Source organism: Halomarina salina (assembly GCF_023074835.1).
Lineage (GTDB): Archaea > Halobacteriota > Halobacteria > Halobacteriales > Haloarculaceae > Halomarina > Halomarina salina.
This window is the reverse complement of sequence record NZ_JALLGW010000004.1, coordinates 124,497-143,118: the sequence shown is the minus strand read 5'-3', so window position 1 is coordinate 143,118 and position 18,622 is coordinate 124,497. Positions and strand designations below refer to the sequence as shown.

The following is an 18,622-nucleotide window of genomic DNA, read 5'->3' as shown; positions in this document are numbered from 1 at the left end:
ATCTCTCTCCTGGAACGAGTGGAAGGCCGCACGCGGCTCCCTAAGCGATCGGTATTACCTCTACGTCGTACGGAACGTCAAACGGGGTAAGAGCGGTGATGCGACACTACTAGAAATCCCACGGCCGTTCCAGACGCTTTCTCGCCGCACGAGCGAGCGTCGAGAACGAGCGATTCAGGTTGATCTGCGCAGCTTCGATTTCGACACTGAGCAGATTCTCGAGCAAACCATCGAGTGGGACGAATCTGTGTGAGCAAAACGTACGAGGGCTAATATTTCACGGAGCGTCTTCGCCACCCGACTCTAACTTCCACTTGCGTGCGATCAGTCGTTGTACTTCCGATCCCAGGTATACAGTAGCGTGTGGACATCGAGCATCGTTGCGTCGTCCAGTTCTGCCTGGAGCTTCGTCAGAATTCGACTTCGGAGGGCGATGTTCAGCTTCCAGTAACCATCCGCCGACAGTCCTTGCTGGACATCGTGATCGGAGAACGTCCCGAAGAACTCCTTCATCAGACTCCACTTGTAGAAGACGTACTTATCAGGATACACGAACGTCAGCAGGATCGTCGCCAGACTGAGCATCGGCCCCTCAGTAACGTCGAGCGTCCGGTAGAACGTGAAGAACCGATCGAGACGAGGTCCCAGCGGTTCGTCTTCGTCAAGGAGGTACGACAGCACGGCAGCAGCCTCCTCAGGACTCTCCCGAGATCGCTCCATGAATGCACTCCACATGATCCCGCCGGATGCTCCGCCGAGCATGTACGACGGAACCGCCGTCGACAGACCGGTCGCCGACCGATCGTTGAGGTCCGTCATCAACGGGTCAATGTCGGCTGCTGAGAGGCTCAGTAGGTCGTACCGATCCATCACCGTCGTCTGCGTGTGGTCGAGGTACTCGTCCTTCCACGACTCCCAGAAGTCTTTGTTCCAGACGTCGTCAGGACCTTCCTTCTCGAACCCCCCGCGTTGCTTCGATTCGATGTATCCCTGGATGTGGTCCTCAAGATCTTGGAACGAGATATCATTGCGAAGTGGGGCCTCATCCCGCCACCCCGCGATCGGTACGTACTCCGTCCCATCGGAGAGGAGGTCGATGATCGTCTCGTCGTCGTTTTCAGCAATGAAGATCAGAAACTCACTCATCTCGTGTGCGAGGGGAACTTCGTGATCGGTCCCTGCCGTTGCATGGCCAACGACAGCGCTATAATCCGACTCAAAGGCGTTCCAGGCGTCGACCGCCTCTTCTCGCGCTGTCACACGGCCATAGCCCATTTCGTTCAATCCCCTCAGACACTCGCTGCTCAGAATAGGGGCCTGCTCCGGATTGAGACGACCATACAGCTCCCACGAGCCTCGCCGGTTGAACACGTCCGCCCAGCTCGAATGGTATTCGCCTGCCTCGTCGATGGCACGAACGAGGTCGCCGAGGGCATCCATTGACTCGTCCCATCGGTTCAGCACCAAGTCCGGACCACCCATTACTGCGTCAGCGATGATATCTCTGTCCCAGAGGGCTCGAAATCGCTCTTCGGAAGGATTGTTGATGAATTCACCAGCTGCCTGTTGCGTCAGAACGGTCCGGTTCTCGGCACCGCAATCGATTCCTGGGCCAGTCGAGTGAGATTCGATGTATCGCCCCCAGGCTGTGAGAAGAGCCCGTCGCCGAGGACCCAACGGTCGGTCAGACATACTGGCTACATTTCAGGCAATCATAAATTCGTATTGGTCACCACACGTAGGTATTGGCGAAGGGCCTATTCGAGCCGATCTGCATGCTATAGAGATTAGGATAACCATCGAACAGTCACGATACAGTGGCACAGCGGCTCTACTGGACTACGGTCGTGAGCAGAAATCGGAGTGCAGCCCCCCGAGAGATCATCGAATCATCAGACCTCCGCTGAGAGATCAAAATCAGCGATGAGTGGTGCGTGGTCGCTGCAGTCCAGCCCCGCCGTGTCGTATGAGCAGTGCCGGACGGACAGCGATTTGGAGGCGAACATGTGGTCGAAGCGTTTCTCTCTCCAGCTCGTCTGCGTGACGTCTACGTCCCCGTACCCATGCAAGGCCCGAAAGATATCGATCATCCCGAGATTGCCCAAGCCTTTCAGCATGTTCAGTTCTGCATTGACCCACCGCTGGCGAAGTTCTGGGGCTTTCTGGTAGCCAAACGGAATCGCCTGACCATCGGCTAGCTCCTGTTGTGGAGAATTGAAATCGCCAGCGAGGATTCTGAGCTTTGGGCCTGCTGCCGTTAGCTGATCGTAGACGGTTTCGAAGAGCTTGATTTTCTCCTGGCCCCACGAGCTGCCGGGCACTGCACGCACGTTCCATAGTTCGATTTCGGTTTTGGGTGTCGTGAGTTCGGTGACGAGGATCTTCTCGGGGAAGTGCGTCGACAACTGGCTGGTATCGCCCGTTTGATAGAGCTCAACGGTCGCCTGGTCTTGCCGCTCAAGCGACCAGTCGGTGGCGACGGCGGTGAGATGACCGTTGTCGTGACCAATCCCATCGTGAGGTGGGACCGATGATGCAGCGAGTTCGGCAGCCAGGTCACAACTGTGTTCGATTGTTCCGAGCCCCAGCTGCCGCAGTCCTGTTTTCCATGCGTCGACCCACCGATGATCACGCCCATATCTGACCTCTTGCAGCAGGAGTACGTCGACATCACACTCGGCGATGTACTCAAGTTGATCGTCGATCCGGCCAGCGCTGTTGGCCGACTTGTTGACGTTCCATGTCATAACCCGCATGGTCAGTACGCTCTCCGTATCGGTGACGACTCAGGCGTCATTGGTGGAACGAAGCGCCAGCCAGTTCCTGTGCCAGCGTCCGTATCTCGTCGTGACCGACGAGCGCCTCGGTCCACCGCTCTGGGAGCGCAGTCGCCCCGAACCGTGCGCCTGCGACAGCACCAGCGACTGCCCCAATCGTATCAGTATCGCCCCCATCGCGACGGCATCAACAATTGCTTGCTCGGCCGTCTCCGCGGCGAGGCCGTGGTACAGTCCTGCCTGCAGCGTTGTCACCACATACCCGGAGTTCTGCAACTCGGACCCAGACACCGCTTCGGGCACTCCAGCGAGTGCGTCATGGAGTTCGTCCGGAACGTCCACCTCTGCTAGTGCGGTCTCGAGCGGGTCCTCTTCGTCGACGATCAACCCAGCCAGTGTTCGGTTCAGGACTGCACAGCCAGCAGTACAACGCGGGTCGGCGTGCGTGATGGCAGAGGAGGCCCGACTGACGCGCTCCAGCGTCTCGAAGTCCTCCGAGAACGCAACCGCATACGGCGCACATCGCATCACACTCCCGTTACCCGCGTTCGCTCCCTCGGGACTTCCCTCCCAAACGCGCTGGCCGGCTTCATCCCAGGTGACGTCCTGTTTCAGCAGTCGGATCGCCCGTGCTGTCATCCCACCGATGTCGAATGGGCCGCTATCGTACCACTCGATGAACCGCCGAGCGATATCCTTGGGCTCGAATCGGCGGTGTTCGGCCAAACTACGGGCGATACAGAGCGCCATCTCGGTATCGTCGGTGATCGTCCCAGCCGGCTGATTGTGCGTTCCGTGGCCGAGCATCTCGTCGACGGTACCGTGTTCGCGCTCGATGGATGCCGGAGAGCGGAACTCGACTGGACGACCCAATGCGTCACCACAGGCTAACCCGAGGAGTGTACCGACTGCTCGGTCGTTGGATGACATGGCTGTGTTTCTAACGAGGCTGACAAATGGGCTGTGATTGTTCGACAGGGGACAGATCCTGTGACGCAGTGCTTGCGATTAGATTTCAATGACTCATGGATTCCATGAGTTTAGACAAAGCTCTGCAGTATCAGGAGCGAGGGGTCGAATTATTATCCATCTCATCGAAAGAGACGAGCGTCCGGTCGTGGAGACTTGGAACCAGAATATTGACTGTCAGCGCTGGGTACTCAGCGTCGATATCACGGATTAGCTGTCGCAACTCGTAGGCGTAGAGGCCGGCTGTCAGTCCAGTGAGCACGAGATTGATCCCGGGGCTCTCGGAACTCTGGTGGTACCGCTCGACGGTTTCTTTGAGTTTGGTGAGTGGCTCCCCCGTCCCGTAGAGTGTTTCAACCTCGTAAACGGTCCTCCCCGCCTGGACATCCGGAATAAGCGATCCGCCCGTAGCGGTCGCGATCTCCGTGTCACCCTCCGTGGCGACCTCTTCGAGCGAACATTCGCCGCACTCGACGAGCGATCGAATGACGAACGCTTTGAGGAGGTAGTGGAGCTGGGTCTCGTTTCTCACCGAGTCGTCTGCGACGTTCGGGCTTCGGTTCACGAGATACGGGATCGACCGCTTCTCATACTCGCCGGTAACGGATCTGGTCGCGTCCGTGCGAAGCCTGTGCTTGAACGCTCGCTCGCACGCTCCGAACAGCTCATCAAAGGTCCCGTTGCCTAACTCCGTTTCACTGAACGGGAACCCCCAGAGGGCGTTCGCCAACTCACAGCCTTCGCTGTGCTGTGTCTCACCACGGGGCTCAACCTCGATGATCTGTGGAGCGAAGGCTCCAACCTCGTCTTCGAGTTTATCCCGGAAGGACGGCTCTGGTGAATCGCCATACTGCGGTTGATTTCAGGGTGTGACAGCCCGCTTGATGTTGTGCACGACACATTTCAGCACGATCTCTCGAAACTCCCGAAACCACGCTCGCGCACGCACGGCGTCGCCGTGCGTGCGCTTGATCGCCGAGAAGACGGTCTCACACATCGATCGCTGGCGGTAGCGAGGCCCATCGACCCGCGCGTTATGCGCGTGGTCGATGGGCCGGAAGAGCCGATGCTTGATCAGCGGTCTCACGCCCACTTTCCTGAGGTTTTCGCGTAATTCCATCCAGTCGTAGCCTTTGTCGGCGGCGAGGCTGGTCAGGTCGCCCGCCGCAACGCGGGCGACCTGCCAGCCGAGCTGCGTGTCGTGCGGTTTCCCGGTCGAGCAGTGAACGTCCAGAACAGCCTGCGTTTCTGTATCGACGAGTGCGGTCGTTTTCAGCGTCTGAACGCGGTAGTTCGTCCGGCGACAGTAGTGCATGCTGGCGGTTTCGCGGTCGAAAAACGTCGCGTCGATCGCGGCGTGACCGCTCGGGTCGTGCAGTTCCGACGAGAGTCGGAGCAGCACGCGCCACAGCGCCGCCTTGAGTCTGTCAAACGCCTTCACGAGCGTCGAGTGGTCGGGGAGATCGGCCTCGTCGAGGCCGATCTCGGCCAGTATCTGTGGCATCTCGCTCAGTAAATCGAGTGCGTCGCGGTACGATTTATCGAGGTACCCCTCAGACAGTGCAGCGACACCACCGCGTAGTCGGCGAAGGCGCCGCCCCCGAAGGGGGTGGCGCCTTCGCCTCGCCCACCAACAGCATTTTGAGCTAACGTGACCGCTTTGCTCGTGAAGCGGGAGATCTTCGACATGAATCATCGCCGATTTCCCGCTTCATCTCCCAAATTCTAACGGTCAAAACCGACGCCGTCTAGTGATTCACCAGAGCCATGTTTTGCGAAGGGAGCAACTTTGTGACGTGTGAGAGTACTGTAAAATCTGCTCGATGAATAGCTGTCTAGACCCGGCGTAGACAGACCGGGGCCTCACGAAACGCGTTCTCGGCCCGCTGGGCGCCGAATCGACCGTCGTTCGCATCCAACGACGGCTCCTCCGACTGATCCACAGCATTGCCATCACCCAGCGACTGCGATATTTCTCGTGCTGGGCTTGGGTGACTGCGCACCTAGACCGGGTCGATTGTGATGAGCGGTCCCTCTACGAGAAAGCGCTGCTCGTCTCGACTGCACGTCGGAGCAGGGGGCGTGGTTGAGGGATGTACATGGAGTTCGTGTTCACCAGCGATCCAGCAGCAATGATGGACCGAATTGCCGAAGATATCCGACTGGAGCGAATCGCCAATCAAGGGAGGTTGCTTCGATCCGTGGTCAACACGCAGTTTCAGGAATTCCACGAGGGGTAAGCTCTCAGTTTCAACGGCTGAATCGTCGCCCACCCCCGTCATCGATGTGTAACACTGTTCGATGGGGGTCGGAGGTCGGTGGGCTTTGGGAATCTCTGTAGTCGACGCTTCCAAGCAGCGAGTTCCACGGCACATTCGACGACAACGTCCAGCTTCTCGGGGGGCTGTTAATCGAGGGGTTCCAGCAGGTAGTTCGGGAGGTCTGGCTGGTCAAGACAACGCCCTATAGTTACCCCACGAGACCTGATTGGCGAAATTTGTGGGGTAACCGAGTTCAGAGGCACCCAACGGAGGGCCAAAGCTCGGATTGAGTCTGGAGTTCAGACACAACTCTCCGTGGATGAACGGTCTTGACAGAGCTGTGCGGGACACACTTCCGCAAATCGTCGTGGCCGTCCGACTGGAGCATAAGTCATCGACCCACCTGCGGTAGCCGCGATGTGTCCCGACACCTCTTTTCATTCACATTCAGGAGTGCACCGGTCGCTTTTCACGCTCGGCGTGGTCACGAAGGACTGTTTGCTGCCAAACTGACTGAAGCAGATCATCGCTGGTTTGCATGGCCGCTGTCGGAACGTCAGTGAGGTCCCTAGAACGGGGGGAGGGGGTGTGTCCGCAATTCACCGTCACCGTGTAGGCCGTATACGATCGACTGGTAGTCCAAGTGAAACAGAGGAAGCACATGGGGCTGCCACGGTTTCATCGGCTCCACAGTCGATTCCCGGACGAGTCTCTGGAAGAGCTGTTGCAAGTGCCTGATATGCTTCTTCTTCTAGTTCTAGACGAACGCTAGTATAGTAGTATAGTATCTTACGATACCAGCAACTTATACGATGGCTGGTAGTCGTGAGCCAGTCGATACCGCCACAAAATGGCACTACAGTGCCGCCAGCACCCGTTTTGTCTATCACCGGCTCGTTCTCACGGCCACCCGAGTATCGGTTGGTCCCTACCCCCCGACAGGAAATTGCGGACACCCCCCGTCCCCCCCGTTTAAGCCGATAGCTCCAACCGGACATTGCGGACATTGCGGACGTAGGGGTTTTATAACGTTGTCCTGCCACGGACCGTTCATGGGCGACTTCGACGACCCGGACGACAACAGCGACCAGACCGGGCTCAAGTCTTTCTCTACCACCTCTACTATCCTCGAGGACGGTGACGTCTTCCAGGGCGACAAGATCAAACCCGAGGTCATGCCCGAACGCGCCCGCGAACTGGACGCTATTCACAGTGCTATCGAGCCAGCGGGGCGCGGCGAAAACCCCCGGAACCTTTTCATCTACGGTAAACCCGGGCAGGGCAAGACTGCGGCCGTTCTCCTCAAGCGTGATCAGTTCGCCGACTTCGCCGACCAAGAGGATCTCAACGTCACTATCGTCTACATCGAGTGCAACAGCGCCAACAAGTCGTATCACGTCCTGACGACCGCCTTGAAGAAGCTCAAAGGGCTCGACCGGAAGCCCCGCGGGCAGACCCTCGACAACCTCTACAGCGATCTCTTCGAGTACATGAACGAGCACGGCGGGACCTATATCTATCTCCTCGACGAGATTGACCGCATCAAGGATACCAGCGATGACGAGCTCAACATCCTGTACAAGCTCCCACGAGCATACTCCTCGGAGGAGCTCGACGACGACGTCGGATGTTCGGTGATCGGAATCAGTAACGACCGACGGTTCAAAAGCGAGCTCTCGCCCCGAATCAAAGACGCCCTCTATGAGTCCGAGGTCGACTTCCCACCGTACACCGTCGACCAACTCACACAGATCCTCTACCGCCGGGCTGCCGCCGGTCTCCACGACACGACCCTCACGTACGACGACGGCGAAGTCGTCGGTATCGACAGCAGCGTGGTCACCGAACGTGTCGTCCGCACCTGTGCGAGTAGTGCCGAACGTGAACGCGGTTCCGCCCGACAAGCGATCGATCTACTTGGCCAGGCGGCCACAATCGCCCACGACGAGCGTACGGAGGCCGTAACTGTCGAGCACGTCGAGGCCGCGAAACAGGAGGTGAACAAGAACTACATCAAGAACATGCTGAACGATCACACGGCTGATGACCTCCTGACGCTCTGTGGCTTGCTGTATCTGGAGGCGCGTGGGGAGACGCCCGCGCGAACGAACGAGATCCACACCTACTACAGCACGTACGCGAAGTCCGTCGATGAGACCCCGCTAGTCCAGCGACGGATGCGTGACCGGCTGCAGGATCTCAAGCTGACCGGCGTCATCAACCTAGAAAAAGTGGCTGGGGGACAGCGTGGCGGTGAACGCTGGGAGGGAGAACTCTCCATCCCACTGGATGAGACAATCGACATCCTCCTCTCGGATGATAGCTACGCCCCTCGGTATGGACATATCGCCGAGGAGATCGCGTCGGAACTCCGGTAGCTATCGACTGGCGAGCCCACGCTCAATGAATTGCGGACACACCCCCTCCAGGCGCGTGTCGTCGCTACATGGTTCCTGACGACGAGTGTTTCCCCCTCGTCACTTCGAAATCGAGAACCGACCCGAAAAGCGCTCTACCAGCCGCTAATTGCGGACACCCCCCGTCTCTTGACTGCTCGTAGTGCGCTGGAGGCTGTCGATCTAATTGCGGACACCCCCCGTGTCTCGACGGCTCGCGAACGTACTGAAGACTCCAGGCGTAATTGCGGACATCCCCCCTCGGTCATCGACCGTATCGCCTTTGTAGACCGAACCGCGATGCGCTCGCGAAAAGTGACCACTCAATCGTGCCGGACGAGATGTCCAATCTCGACCATTGTGTCTATCCTTCTCTGATAGGAGTGTCTCCCACCGTCGCTCACCGTACCCCCCGTCCACAATTCTATCGCATGGTGAATTCGGCCGCATCGAGCTTTCCATCCTACTACTATTGCGGACACCCCCCGTCAGACGGATGTCTGGTATCTCAACGAAACATTCAAGCAAACAACGAAAATGTCTAGTTTCACGGGCCACGTGAAGAAGCTCCTCTTAGAGCGGGCTATCTGGTCAGTGGCCAGCGGAGGTAAACCCACAATCTCCGGATAACTGGATTGCTCGAGGTTCGCGAAACATTGAGCGCTAAGCCAATGGAAGCATCGGCCACCGTCTGCGAGATGCCACTCATCCCAAACAGGGAGCACAGTTCCGAGTCCAGTCGGCTATCAGATCTACCAATGGGTAACCGATGAGCTCGACGCGGATCAGATGACGCGAGAAACCTACGTGAAATATGCCAAGGAACTCTCGACGTACGGCCTCGTCTGTTTGGTCGTTTTGATCGTGATGTACGCCCCGCTCGGGACGTCGTCGTAGTCCGCAGGGTCCGTCGAGATGCCTCGGTCATCGAGCCCGGCGCGTTCGTCATCGGAGATCGCCTTAACAGCCTGACGCTGAGCGGTTTCGCGCTCGTCCTGGCTGCGCTTCCAGGTGGCAAGTGTCTGCACCCGAGTGAGGCAAAAATCGTCTACGCGGAGCAGCATGAAGCACTCTTGATCGAGTTCGTCGAGGAGGCCGTCGAACGCGCAGGAAATCCAGAATTGAAGGAAACGCGGGGGCTATCGAGATCGGAGTTTTCTGAAAAGAGTCGGAACCTCGGCTAAGTGGCTCTGTTAGTCTTGGAGCGTGGCGACTGTTCGGCCTGTTTCCTCGGCCTCTTCGCTGCGCGACATATTGTACGTCGCGAGCGCTTCATCAACCGCCTCATCAAGACTCATTGGTCAATCTTATCTTGACTTTTCCAGCCAATAAACGCTTGTAAGGCTCAAAAAGAGTGTCATGCGCCCTCAATCCACCGCTATAGGCCTTAAAACGAGAGATTCCTCCTACAGCAACGCAGAGGTCCTCTACCCGAGACCAGATCAGACGATCTCTAGACCGCGTTCAGATTCTGGCGAACTCCTCGCCTGAGTCAGGAAGGTACTCAACGACACTGGAATGAGCACCGGTCTCAGCGATCACCGTCTGGAGTGCGTCGATGACCGTCGGGATATTACGGGTCAGTTCATGCTCGCGGTACGTCCCACCGTCTTGCCCCCGGTGTTCGATCTGCGAATGTGTCAGATTGAGAATCTCGAAATCAGAGAGGAAGCTGCGCATTCGGCGGGCAGTTCTCGGTTCACGGTTCTGGGCCTCGCAAAGTTGTTTGTACCGTTGGTAAACCACCCGCGATCGGGCAGGGGTGGCATCCTCGGCGGCCAGTGTGGTGAGCGCGTAGAGCGTGAGTTGCTCGTGTTCGGTCAGGTCGCGCATGATGTCCATGCTCTGTTGGGCTTCAAGGCGCTCTTGTGCGCGCTCTACGTGTGTGGTCGTCACGACATTCGCATTTTCCGTTCGTGCGAGATCACCTGCCTTTCGGAGCAAGGTGATAGCGCGCCGGGCGTCACCCCCATCCTGTCGACCCAGAGCGGCACACAGTGGAATCACACCATCGTCGAGCGCGTTCGTGTGGAACGCGATCTCAGCGCGCTGTTCGAGTACTTTCTGGAGTTCTTCAGTTCCGTACGGAGGGAACGAAATTTCGGTTTCACAAAGTGAGGACTGGACCTTGGCATCGAGGCGCTCACGGAACGTCGAGTCGTTACTGATGCCGATGATACCGAGCTGAATCCCATCGATGTAGCCGTTGTTGTCTGCGCGGGTAATTTGGTAGAGGAAGGTGTCGTCGGTGATGTGGTCGACCTCGTCGAGGACGACGATGACGGTTCCCTCGAGCTTGTTGAGTTCGTCCCAGAGTAATCGATACACCTTCGACTGAGGATGGCCCGTCTCGGCGATGTGGTGTTCAGGCTCGCGCAGTCGGTTCACCAGGCTGATCGCCGCCTGATAGCTTGTACTCAACCCGTCACAGTTGACGGTGATGAACGAGAGGTTGACGTCGAAGTGGTCTGCTGATTCCTGCAGTTCGTTGAGCAGGAAGTTCGTCACCGCGGTCTTTCCCACGCCTGTCTTCCCGTAGATGAAGATGTTGTCTGGGTACTCGCCATTGATAACCGGCTGGAGTGCCGCTTCGTACTCCTCAATCTCGTTGTCTCGTCCGACAATTTCGTCGGGAACGTACTCGACTTTGAGCGTGTTCCGACGCTTGTAGAGCGTGTCGTCGGGTTGGAACCGCGGGCCCATCGTGTTAGTCGACTGAGAGTGTGAGGGCATAATTGTTCCGACCGGCGCTTCCAGTATTTCCACTATAACCACCTGTGGGCGACGGTTCCGATAACGGGTCCAGACCCCACCGTTTCCGGTAATGATGGGGAGACTCTGACTTAGAGATATATCTCTCGGGACCCCTTCACCAGAGATGTTAAGAATTGCTCGGTGACACACCCCACCGTTTCCAGTAAAAAGCGCACGACTCGGAGCCGACACACCCCACTATTTCCAGTAATTGGGCGAACTCAGGGGGAGATCAGCGTCGCTAATGAGTGTGGTGGGTTCCAGTATTTCCAGTAAACGGTTCTTTATATGACGAAGCCACCCCACTATTTCCAGTATAGTCGTGGAGGCTCACAACGGGTCGTATGGCTCGTTTCGAGACGTGAGCCCGACCACACACCCTCCCCCCATCGTTTCCAGTAAAGTCTCTCCAACCACTCCCCGGTCCCAAGCCAAGGACACTAGAAGCTGCGGTAGCTTTATTATTAATTGGGTATAGCTAGTCCATAGCATCAAATAAAAGCTGTAGAGAAGAGAACTAGAGGTGGTAGGTGCCGCTTCGATTGCGACCCCACCGCCTGTCTCGAGCCCGCTTTACTGGAAACAGTGGGGAGGGTGTTGGCCCATCGGTCATGGGGTTCCCTCGAGTATTTACTGGAAACGGTGGGGTATGACGTACGTCAGACGATATTTGAGACCAGTTGATCTCCTTTCATACGAGCACTTTCCTGGACGACGGATTTACACATCGACGACGGGGGGAGGGGTCCTCCCTCGCGGATGTAAATACCGCGAATTCAGCTTGCTCAGCCACTTTGCTCTCCTCCCCACGTGTTGATAGCCGCTCTATTGTGCCGTCACATCCGCGAGACAGGTCTTCCCCAATCCAATTATCGTGACTATTGGTGGCTGGAGCTAGCTGTCGGGTTCAGAACCGACTGGCCCAATGTACTGGTTTTCCCACGTTTCACCCTCCCGCCACTGCCAGTAGTAGTAGCGGTAGGCACGGTCGCTCGTCTGTTTGGTCGTTTTGATTGTGATGTACGCCCCGCTCGGGACATCCTCGTAGTCCGCAGGGTCCGTCGAGATGTCCCGGTTAGCCAATGCAGTACGTTCGTCGTCGGAAATCGCCTCCGCAGCCTGACGCTGAGCGGTTTCGCGCTCGTGCTGGGCGCGCTTCCAGGCGGCGAGCTCCTGAGCGTAGCTCGCGACGCGCTCGAGGCGGTCTGATGACTGGCGCTCCAGTGGATTGAGCACGTATGCTGGCAGGTCTGGTGGGGCAGGGCGGTCGGCTGGCTGGTCCCCCATCGTTACCCCACATGTCCCGAACTCATATCAGACCGTGGGGTAACTATCACTCCCCCTGCATTTCCAAGTATGGCCACATTCGGGATCTCGATAGTAACCGGTAGAGAATACTTGTTTGTAAGGCCAATATTTTTGTCTCCTACTGCTCGCTTGGATTCCACGCAGGCTGTGTGATAGCGGTTTGGAAGATGGACGCCTGCAAATCATTGGGGGTCAGCACTAGGTTTATACCGATTCGAGCGCTTTCTTCATGTATGAGCCTCGAAGAGACGGTTGATTACCTCGCTGAGGAACTCGACCTTGAGCGAAGTGCCCACGTCCGAGAGGTCGGTCAGTCGGTCGCAGAGCTCCGCGACTGATCAAAACAGTTCTCTGAAATCCCGTTCGACGAGTCCAGACTCCAGATAGTCGATGAACTCCTGCTTTGTCGGCCCCGCTTCCTCGAGGAGATCGTCTCGCTCTGCGCGCTCAAGGACTGCATGAGCAAACTCTGTACAGTGGTCTTCGTGCCGAATGGCGTACGTCGACAGTGCGTCACGCCAGTGCATATCCAGCTCGAACTCGTCTAACTGAATCTGAATCCCGTCTTTTCGCTCCACAAAGTCGACACCAAGCTCTTGCAGTTGCTTGAACCGAATATTGTTTCGACGGACAGTGATGAGGCGCTTCGAGTCGACGATATAGGGATCAACCCACTCCTGCCAGGTTTCATCATCGAGGTGCGTGCGAGGCATCTCGAAGTCTGGATTCACACTCTCAATACAGAACTGCAGCATCGCAATCCCCGTTCGATGATTCGCATTCGGCAGCGAATGCCGGAGAATGAGATTTGATATCACCTCACCAGCGACCTGTGGAAGTGGTGCACCCCACGTGACGTGGTCGAGAGCCTGCCGAATCTTCTGTGGTTCAAACTCCTTGTAGAGGCGGAACTCTTCCACTTCTCTCACGTCTACAGCCGCTTCGAGCAACTCCACTAATCGAAATGCGACGACTTGACCCTCACGGGGCAGCTCAGCAATTCGGTCGCTGAGCCACTTCTGGTCGAAGTCAATCTCGGTTGCGTCTTTGATTTCCGTGCCGCTCTCATAGAGGACGTAGACAGGGGTATCAAACGGATAGCCGATGAGCTTCGTCGCGCCGTCTGAATCGTCACGACGGGATAGAATCTCGGACTGAGAGGCAGAGCTATATTTCAGCGAGAAGTTCTCAGCTTGGGGATGGTGGTAGTAGACGACACGAGCCATCTGTGCAGAGAGCTTGGTGACACGTGGTTAAATTAACTCGGCGTTCGCGCTATCAGGCCCCGGATGTGGCTCTGCATTGCCACCACAATATCTGGGTGCATGTCGTCTGGAGATATCCAAGACCAGGACTTCTTGGGGCGGTTGTGATTATGTCCACGAACATAACGAGAAATACTGCTCCAACGGTCGGGGTTTAACCAACGACACCGGCCTCTCTCGCCATCTGTTGGTTAAGAAAGTGCAGGAGCGATTCCTGTGAAGACCCGGTCTCTCGAAAATCATGACTCGACGATCGCGTCGGCAATCAAATTGAATTCACAGATTGCTTATTCATCATGAGGAGCAATCATCTCCCGCACGAACCGGAGATACTCCTCTGCAACCCATTCACCTCTGCCGGTGAGGGAGTACTCCTTCCGGCGCTTGTCGCTTTCCTTAGTCTGTTTGCTGATAAGCCCAGAGTCGACCATCCGATCGAGACTCGGGTACAACCGTCCATGATTGATGTCCTCCGGGTAGAGGTCTTCGAGCGCATTCTGGAGGGTCACCCCTTCCATGGGCCCGAATCGGTGGATAAGACAGAGGAGATAGATCTGAAAGGCAGTGAGGTCTGTCGGTAAATTATATGTCGAAAAATCACACGAACCAGCCGGTGGGGGATCCTGGTCACTTGCCTCCTCCTCGTCCGGTGGGTCTGATTCGGCCACATTCATCCATCCCTGGACCAATGGTTAAAATTCTATGCTATTATTCAGACTGTATAGCTAGTTACCATATTTCACACGGCCGGAGCCGACTGATCTCCTGTACCCCTTCGCTCATCGAGGCATGCTTCGTGTCTCGTACTCGGTTTCGTGTCGGTGGGGTCAACACTCTCTCCTCGAGGTACGACAGCCCGAAGAATCCGACTGGCTTAGCACTGAAGAGTGGTTTGGTATACCACACGCAGGTCTTCTTTTTGATTTACATTCTATAAGACGTTTAACCTACCATATCAGATATCACTCACAACAGCAGGTAAGACATGATCTGCTTTCGAATTCTGTACATTGAACACGCCATATATCGTCTAATTTAAACTCATTAACTTACATTTCTAAGGTATTATATAGTGCCAGAATGATGCACTAAGCATGGGTCATCGAGAAGGAGTCACACGATCGCTGGTCGTCCTAATCGCGTTCACCGCAAGTACCGGCATTGTGGCCGCGCAACAGAGCGAAATCAATAATTCCCTCACCCAAATCGAAGAGTTCGTCGCCACAACCCTTGGTCAGATTGGCGTGATCGTCTTCCTCATCGGGGCTGCGGTTTGGTTTGTCTCCAGACGCAGTGCCGATCGGGCCCAGTGGGGTTGGCGCGGAATGTGGGGCGGCGCTGGAATGATCGTCCTCTCCGTCAGTTACAACGTGTTCGTCAGCCTCTTCGAGAACCTCGCCCCGGGGATGATCGTCCCAGTCCTCCCCTGAGCAGTGTACTCAGGTGAGTCGAGAGCGGGCTACCGCTCTCTCCACCCACATCACTCTGACCTATGACGGACAGTCTCCCCCTCACGGGGTTGGTGGTTGTTGCCCTCCTCGCACTCCCTGTCGTGAGTGCGGTCACAGCACCGACTGGTCCCGCGCCACACAACGGGACGCGTGCGTTCATCTCCGACGACCGCGATCCAGACGCCGGGACGCTTCCGCCGTTCGTGCTCTCCACCCTCGACGATGTCGTCCGTGCGGAGAGCGCCTCTGTGTCGAATATCAGTCGGATACGTGATTTCTCCTACGCGACGACTCAACCACCGTATCGTGTCGGGCCAAACCAGCAGACGCTTCGTGAGTATCGGCTCGCCCAGCTGAACTCGATTCAGCGCAACGAGTCGACGAGTCTCTGGCTCCCCGACTCGCAGCGCTCGAACGGAACCGTCGTCAAAGACGCCCATATCACGATTCTCGGAACAAACAAGGGAGTACGTACTGGCATCGGTGCCGAAGGGGGCAACCACTCTGAAAACGACAGTGCCCGACTGCTCATTCCCCGGAATGGGACGGTTCTGACGCATCTCGATTATTCGACGCTCCTCCCCAATCGGACGTGTACTGTTGGTGGCGACACCAGGACCTGTCTCTCGTATAATCTGCTCGAGCAGCAGGTCGACCGGCGCGTCCGAATCGGGAATCAGACCTGGGGGAGTGATTCAGCGTCGCCGCGTCAACTCGAGTACGACGGGGCGAGGGCAACCGAGCCGACGACGATGCAGGTCCGCGCGACTATCAACTCAATCGTCGCCGTCACGACGAAGACCTACGTCCGCGACGGCGGTGGCTGGCAGCTCTCGAATACGACAGCCGATGAGGTGCTCACCCTCTCGCACACGGTCCAAGACAGCGCACCTGTGGTCGTCTCCACAAATCAGGACCTCAGCGTCACGCAGACAATCGTCCGCTCCGAGGACGGGATTGACCGAATCATCCTCCGGTTCGAGGGCCCACAGACACTTTCCGATCGCCGACTCTGGAGCTATGCTCGGTTCAAGGGGTCGGCTGGGCGCGTCCAGAACGTCTGGGGCGTCTATTCGCAGCGCCAGTACACGAATGCGACACGCGGTCGACGGCTTCTCACGACGTCAAACACCACCCGCTCGCTCTCACCAAGTAACACGACCCCACTCAACCAGACGCTCGCACAGCAACTTGCGGTCACAGACGGACGGCAGCGTACCGTCCCATTCCCGGACGTCCTCGAACTGCGGCTCACCGCTCGCAGTCGGCAGCCCACGCTCCGCTGGACGCAGAACACGAGTGTCACCGCTGCTCCGGAGATCACGAGATTGAACGGCTTCAATATGTCTGGCAGCGCGGCCCCGCTTGACCGGCGTGTGAATCTCACTTCGGTGCCGCCTCGCAGCTACACGACGATCGTCGTCACGAACGTCGACCAGCCAATTACGGAGGTTCGCGACATCCACAACGACTCGATTCCGCTCACGACGCAGACTTTTCGCGAGCGGAATGCAAGCCTCTCGACGACGATCCTCAACGAGACACACGCCAAGATCCAGCTCACCGACGTTGCCACTGGCCAACCGCTAGCGGGCCGAACCCTCTGGCTCAGCGGGGCCGCTAAGGGACGAGTGACGACGAACACCGACGGTACAGTCGTCGTCGATCGGCGTGACCTCTACGTCACCGCCTCGTTTACGGGCGCGACCAACGTCTCCCAGAACGTCTACTACGGATCCGCAAAGACGCGAGTCGCGTTCAAGCCGGAGCCATTCAACATCTACCAGCTCCTCACCAGTCTCGCGGGTGCGCTCGTCTCGGTGGCGGCGTTTCTCGTCTTCTTCGCACCGTTCGCGTACATGCGGCGGGGAACCGGCTAGCACTCGTGATGCCCGTACTTGGATGTCCACTCTAGAACTCACGCACCAATCGCACACCACCAAACTCAGACCAAAACGATGACCGGATCGAAATTCCACGTCCCACTCGACGTCGTCCACGACAGCATCGGTCCCGATACCCTGACATCCGCCCAGCACGGTATCGCGACGCTGCCGACTGACGCCACACTGGTTCCGCTCGCCGCCGTCTTCACCGACTGGATCGCGAACTTTTTCATCTACATCCTCACCGGGATTCTCGGCTTCATCGGCGAGCTCATCGCCAACGGGATGCGGACGTTCATCATCTTCGACAGCCCCTACTCGGACCCGACGATGCAGGCGGCCTTCCAGCACAATCTCGATATCTTCCCGCAGCTGCTCGTGATCATGTTCATGGCAGGAGTCGCGACGAAACCGTTCGCCGACCAGCGCGAAGTGACGAACTTCATGTTGGTTTGGAAGGCGCTGAAGGTGATCATCTTCGTCGCCGTCGCCCGCCAGATCATGCACTTCGGACTCCTGCTGACGAACGCGGTTATTCGCCACATCTTCACTGCCAACTACGGCGCCGCATTCGGACCAGAGGTTCTGAAATCCAGTCTCGATGGGGCTGCGGCGTCGGGTGCTGGCGTGATCATCGGCGCGCTCATCCTGAGTATGGTCTCCGTGGCGGGCATCCTCCTCGCGCTGGGCGTCTTCGTCCTCCGTGAGTTCCTGTTCAACGCGACGTTCATCCTCTTGCCAGTCCTCGGGGCGATGCTCTTCCTGGACTTCGGGCCGCTCCGCTACACGTCGGAGATCGCGAAAACCGCCCTCCGGGCGACGGCCTATATGCTCCTCGCCGGAATCGTGATGGCCGGTCTCTTGCAGACCGGCGCTGCGGCTGCCGGTGCGTACGCGGACATGGCCGGCCAGGGAGCGACGGCCGCTCAGGCGCAACAAGCTGGCGATCCTGGATTCGGGGAAGTCCTCGAGGCGTACCTCTTCTGGCTGATCGGCCTCGTCGCACCCGCACTCGTCGGCATCAAATCAGCGGCGATGGCCGGGCTGTCGCCGCGGCGGATCTCGGGTCGTCAGGGTGCGAAGAGCAAATCGAGTTCTCAGAGTTCGTCGACGAACCGGTCGGGGGAGAAGTCGACTCGTACCGCCCTGATGGAACAGGCGAGGCATGGGACATCGAAGGGGCTGAGTTATGCTGATCGGAAAACTGGCGGAATCGGGAGCAGCGCAGTCAGTAGGGCTGGATCTGCAGCAGGTCGAGCAACGAGTGCAGCTGGAAGTACAGCTACAACAGTCTTCTCGCAAGAGACTGTCAAGACAAGTAAGAAGGTGGGGGCTCAAGGGAAGAAGAGCGGTAAGCGTGCCGCTCAAGATGTTAAGGCCGGTGCCGACTATGCGACTCGAAATCTCCACCAATCACCCGTTGACTGGGCGGAGGCTGGACTCGAGAGATACCGTGAAAACCCCGCTGTCGATACGTCAACGGAGACTGGGCCTAACCAACAGACGATAAGCGATTGGACGGATGAATCCCCCGACAAGAACCGGTCAAAATGAG

General features: G+C 57.5%; 14 protein-coding genes and 3 pseudogenes. 7 read left to right on the top strand and 10 right to left on the bottom strand.

Going from position 1 to position 18,622, the window contains the following annotated elements; translation table 11 throughout:
- Positions 1-253, top strand: a 253-nt coding sequence (locus MX571_RS21005) for a hypothetical protein (RefSeq protein WP_247421256.1), incomplete at its 5' end; no start/stop codon positions are given.
- Between the two features lie 71 nt (positions 254-324).
- Here the strand turns inward: MX571_RS21005 and MX571_RS21000 are convergent.
- The 5 genes and pseudogenes from MX571_RS21000 to MX571_RS20980 form a co-directional block, all read right to left on the bottom strand.
- Entirely contained in the window at positions 325-1,692 is a 1,368-nt protein-coding gene (locus MX571_RS21000; protein ID WP_247421254.1) for a hypothetical protein, read from the bottom strand.
- 200 nt (positions 1,693-1,892) lie between these two features.
- On the bottom strand, positions 1,893-2,747 hold the full coding sequence (locus tag MX571_RS20995; RefSeq protein ID WP_247421252.1) for an endonuclease/exonuclease/phosphatase family protein: 855 nt from the start codon (positions 2,745-2,747) through the stop codon (positions 1,893-1,895).
- A 46-nt stretch (positions 2,748-2,793) separates the two neighbouring features.
- Positions 2,794-3,707: pseudogene (locus MX571_RS20990) on the bottom strand (ADP-ribosylglycohydrolase family protein).
- Positions 3,708-3,837: 130 nt separating this feature from the next.
- Complete coding sequence (locus MX571_RS20985; RefSeq protein WP_247421251.1) at positions 3,838-4,476, bottom strand: hypothetical protein; 639 nt, start codon at positions 4,474-4,476, stop codon at positions 3,838-3,840.
- A 132-nt stretch (positions 4,477-4,608) separates the two neighbouring features.
- Positions 4,609-5,435: pseudogene (locus MX571_RS20980) on the bottom strand (IS5 family transposase).
- A gap of 1,624 nt (positions 5,436-7,059) precedes the next feature.
- On the opposite strand from MX571_RS20980, the gene MX571_RS20975 reads away from it, so the two are divergent.
- Together MX571_RS20975 and MX571_RS20970 are read left to right on the top strand one after the other, a co-directional pair.
- Positions 7,060-8,385 (top strand): Cdc6/Cdc18 family protein, encoded by a 1,326-nt coding sequence (locus MX571_RS20975; RefSeq protein ID WP_247421249.1) that lies wholly within the window; start codon positions 7,060-7,062, stop codon positions 8,383-8,385.
- 723 nt (positions 8,386-9,108) lie between these two features.
- Positions 9,109-9,249 (top strand): annotated as a pseudogene (locus MX571_RS20970) (cell division control protein Cdc6); the annotation flags it as partial.
- Here the strand turns inward: MX571_RS20970 and MX571_RS20965 are convergent.
- On the bottom strand, positions 9,207-9,467 hold the full coding sequence (locus MX571_RS20965) for a hypothetical protein (protein ID WP_247421247.1): 261 nt from the start codon (positions 9,465-9,467) through the stop codon (positions 9,207-9,209). The pseudogene MX571_RS20970 and the gene MX571_RS20965 sit on opposite strands and share 43 nt — an antisense overlap.
- Positions 9,468-9,476: 9 nt before the next feature.
- On the opposite strand from MX571_RS20965, the gene MX571_RS23005 reads away from it, so the two are divergent.
- Positions 9,477-9,587 carry a hypothetical protein gene (locus tag MX571_RS23005; protein WP_465261052.1) on the top strand — a complete coding sequence of 37 codons (111 nt, stop codon included), beginning with the start codon at positions 9,477-9,479 and terminating at the stop codon, positions 9,585-9,587.
- A 280-nt stretch (positions 9,588-9,867) separates the two neighbouring features.
- Here the strand turns inward: MX571_RS23005 and MX571_RS20960 are convergent, their stop codons facing one another.
- The 4 genes from MX571_RS20960 to MX571_RS20945 all read right to left on the bottom strand — a co-directional run bounded on the left by MX571_RS20960 (position 9,868) and on the right by MX571_RS20945 (position 14,398).
- Positions 9,868-11,106, bottom strand: a complete 1,239-nt coding sequence (locus MX571_RS20960) for an orc1/cdc6 family replication initiation protein (protein WP_247421234.1) — start codon at positions 11,104-11,106, stop codon at positions 9,868-9,870.
- Positions 11,107-12,051: 945 nt separating this feature from the next.
- Positions 12,052-12,444 carry a hypothetical protein gene (locus tag MX571_RS20955; protein WP_247421231.1) on the bottom strand — a complete coding sequence of 131 codons (393 nt, stop codon included), beginning with the start codon at positions 12,442-12,444 and terminating at the stop codon, positions 12,052-12,054.
- Positions 12,445-12,803: 359 nt separating this feature from the next.
- Positions 12,804-13,691, bottom strand: coding sequence for a DUF8172 family protein (locus MX571_RS20950; RefSeq protein ID WP_247421229.1), 888 nt, complete (start codon positions 13,689-13,691; stop codon positions 12,804-12,806).
- Positions 13,692-14,017: 326 nt separating this feature from the next.
- The gene (locus tag MX571_RS20945; RefSeq protein ID WP_247421226.1) at positions 14,018-14,398 is read right to left on the bottom strand and encodes a PadR family transcriptional regulator; all 381 of its coding nucleotides are present in this window, start codon (positions 14,396-14,398) and stop codon (positions 14,018-14,020) included.
- Between the two features lie 426 nt (positions 14,399-14,824).
- Here MX571_RS20945 and MX571_RS20940 point away from each other — a divergent pair, with 426 nt between their 5' ends.
- From MX571_RS20940 to MX571_RS20930, 3 genes are all read left to right on the top strand, one after another.
- The gene (locus MX571_RS20940) at positions 14,825-15,160 is read left to right on the top strand and encodes a hypothetical protein (RefSeq protein WP_247421224.1); all 336 of its coding nucleotides are present in this window, start codon (positions 14,825-14,827) and stop codon (positions 15,158-15,160) included.
- A 62-nt stretch (positions 15,161-15,222) separates the two neighbouring features.
- A complete protein-coding gene (locus tag MX571_RS20935) occupies positions 15,223-17,061 on the top strand; it encodes a DUF8186 domain-containing protein (protein ID WP_247421222.1) in 1,839 nt (612 codons plus the stop codon).
- 78 nt (positions 17,062-17,139) lie between these two features.
- Positions 17,140-18,621 carry a hypothetical protein gene (locus MX571_RS20930; protein ID WP_247421219.1) on the top strand — a complete coding sequence of 494 codons (1,482 nt, stop codon included), beginning with the start codon at positions 17,140-17,142 and terminating at the stop codon, positions 18,619-18,621.
- Position 18,622 lies beyond the last annotated feature (1 nt).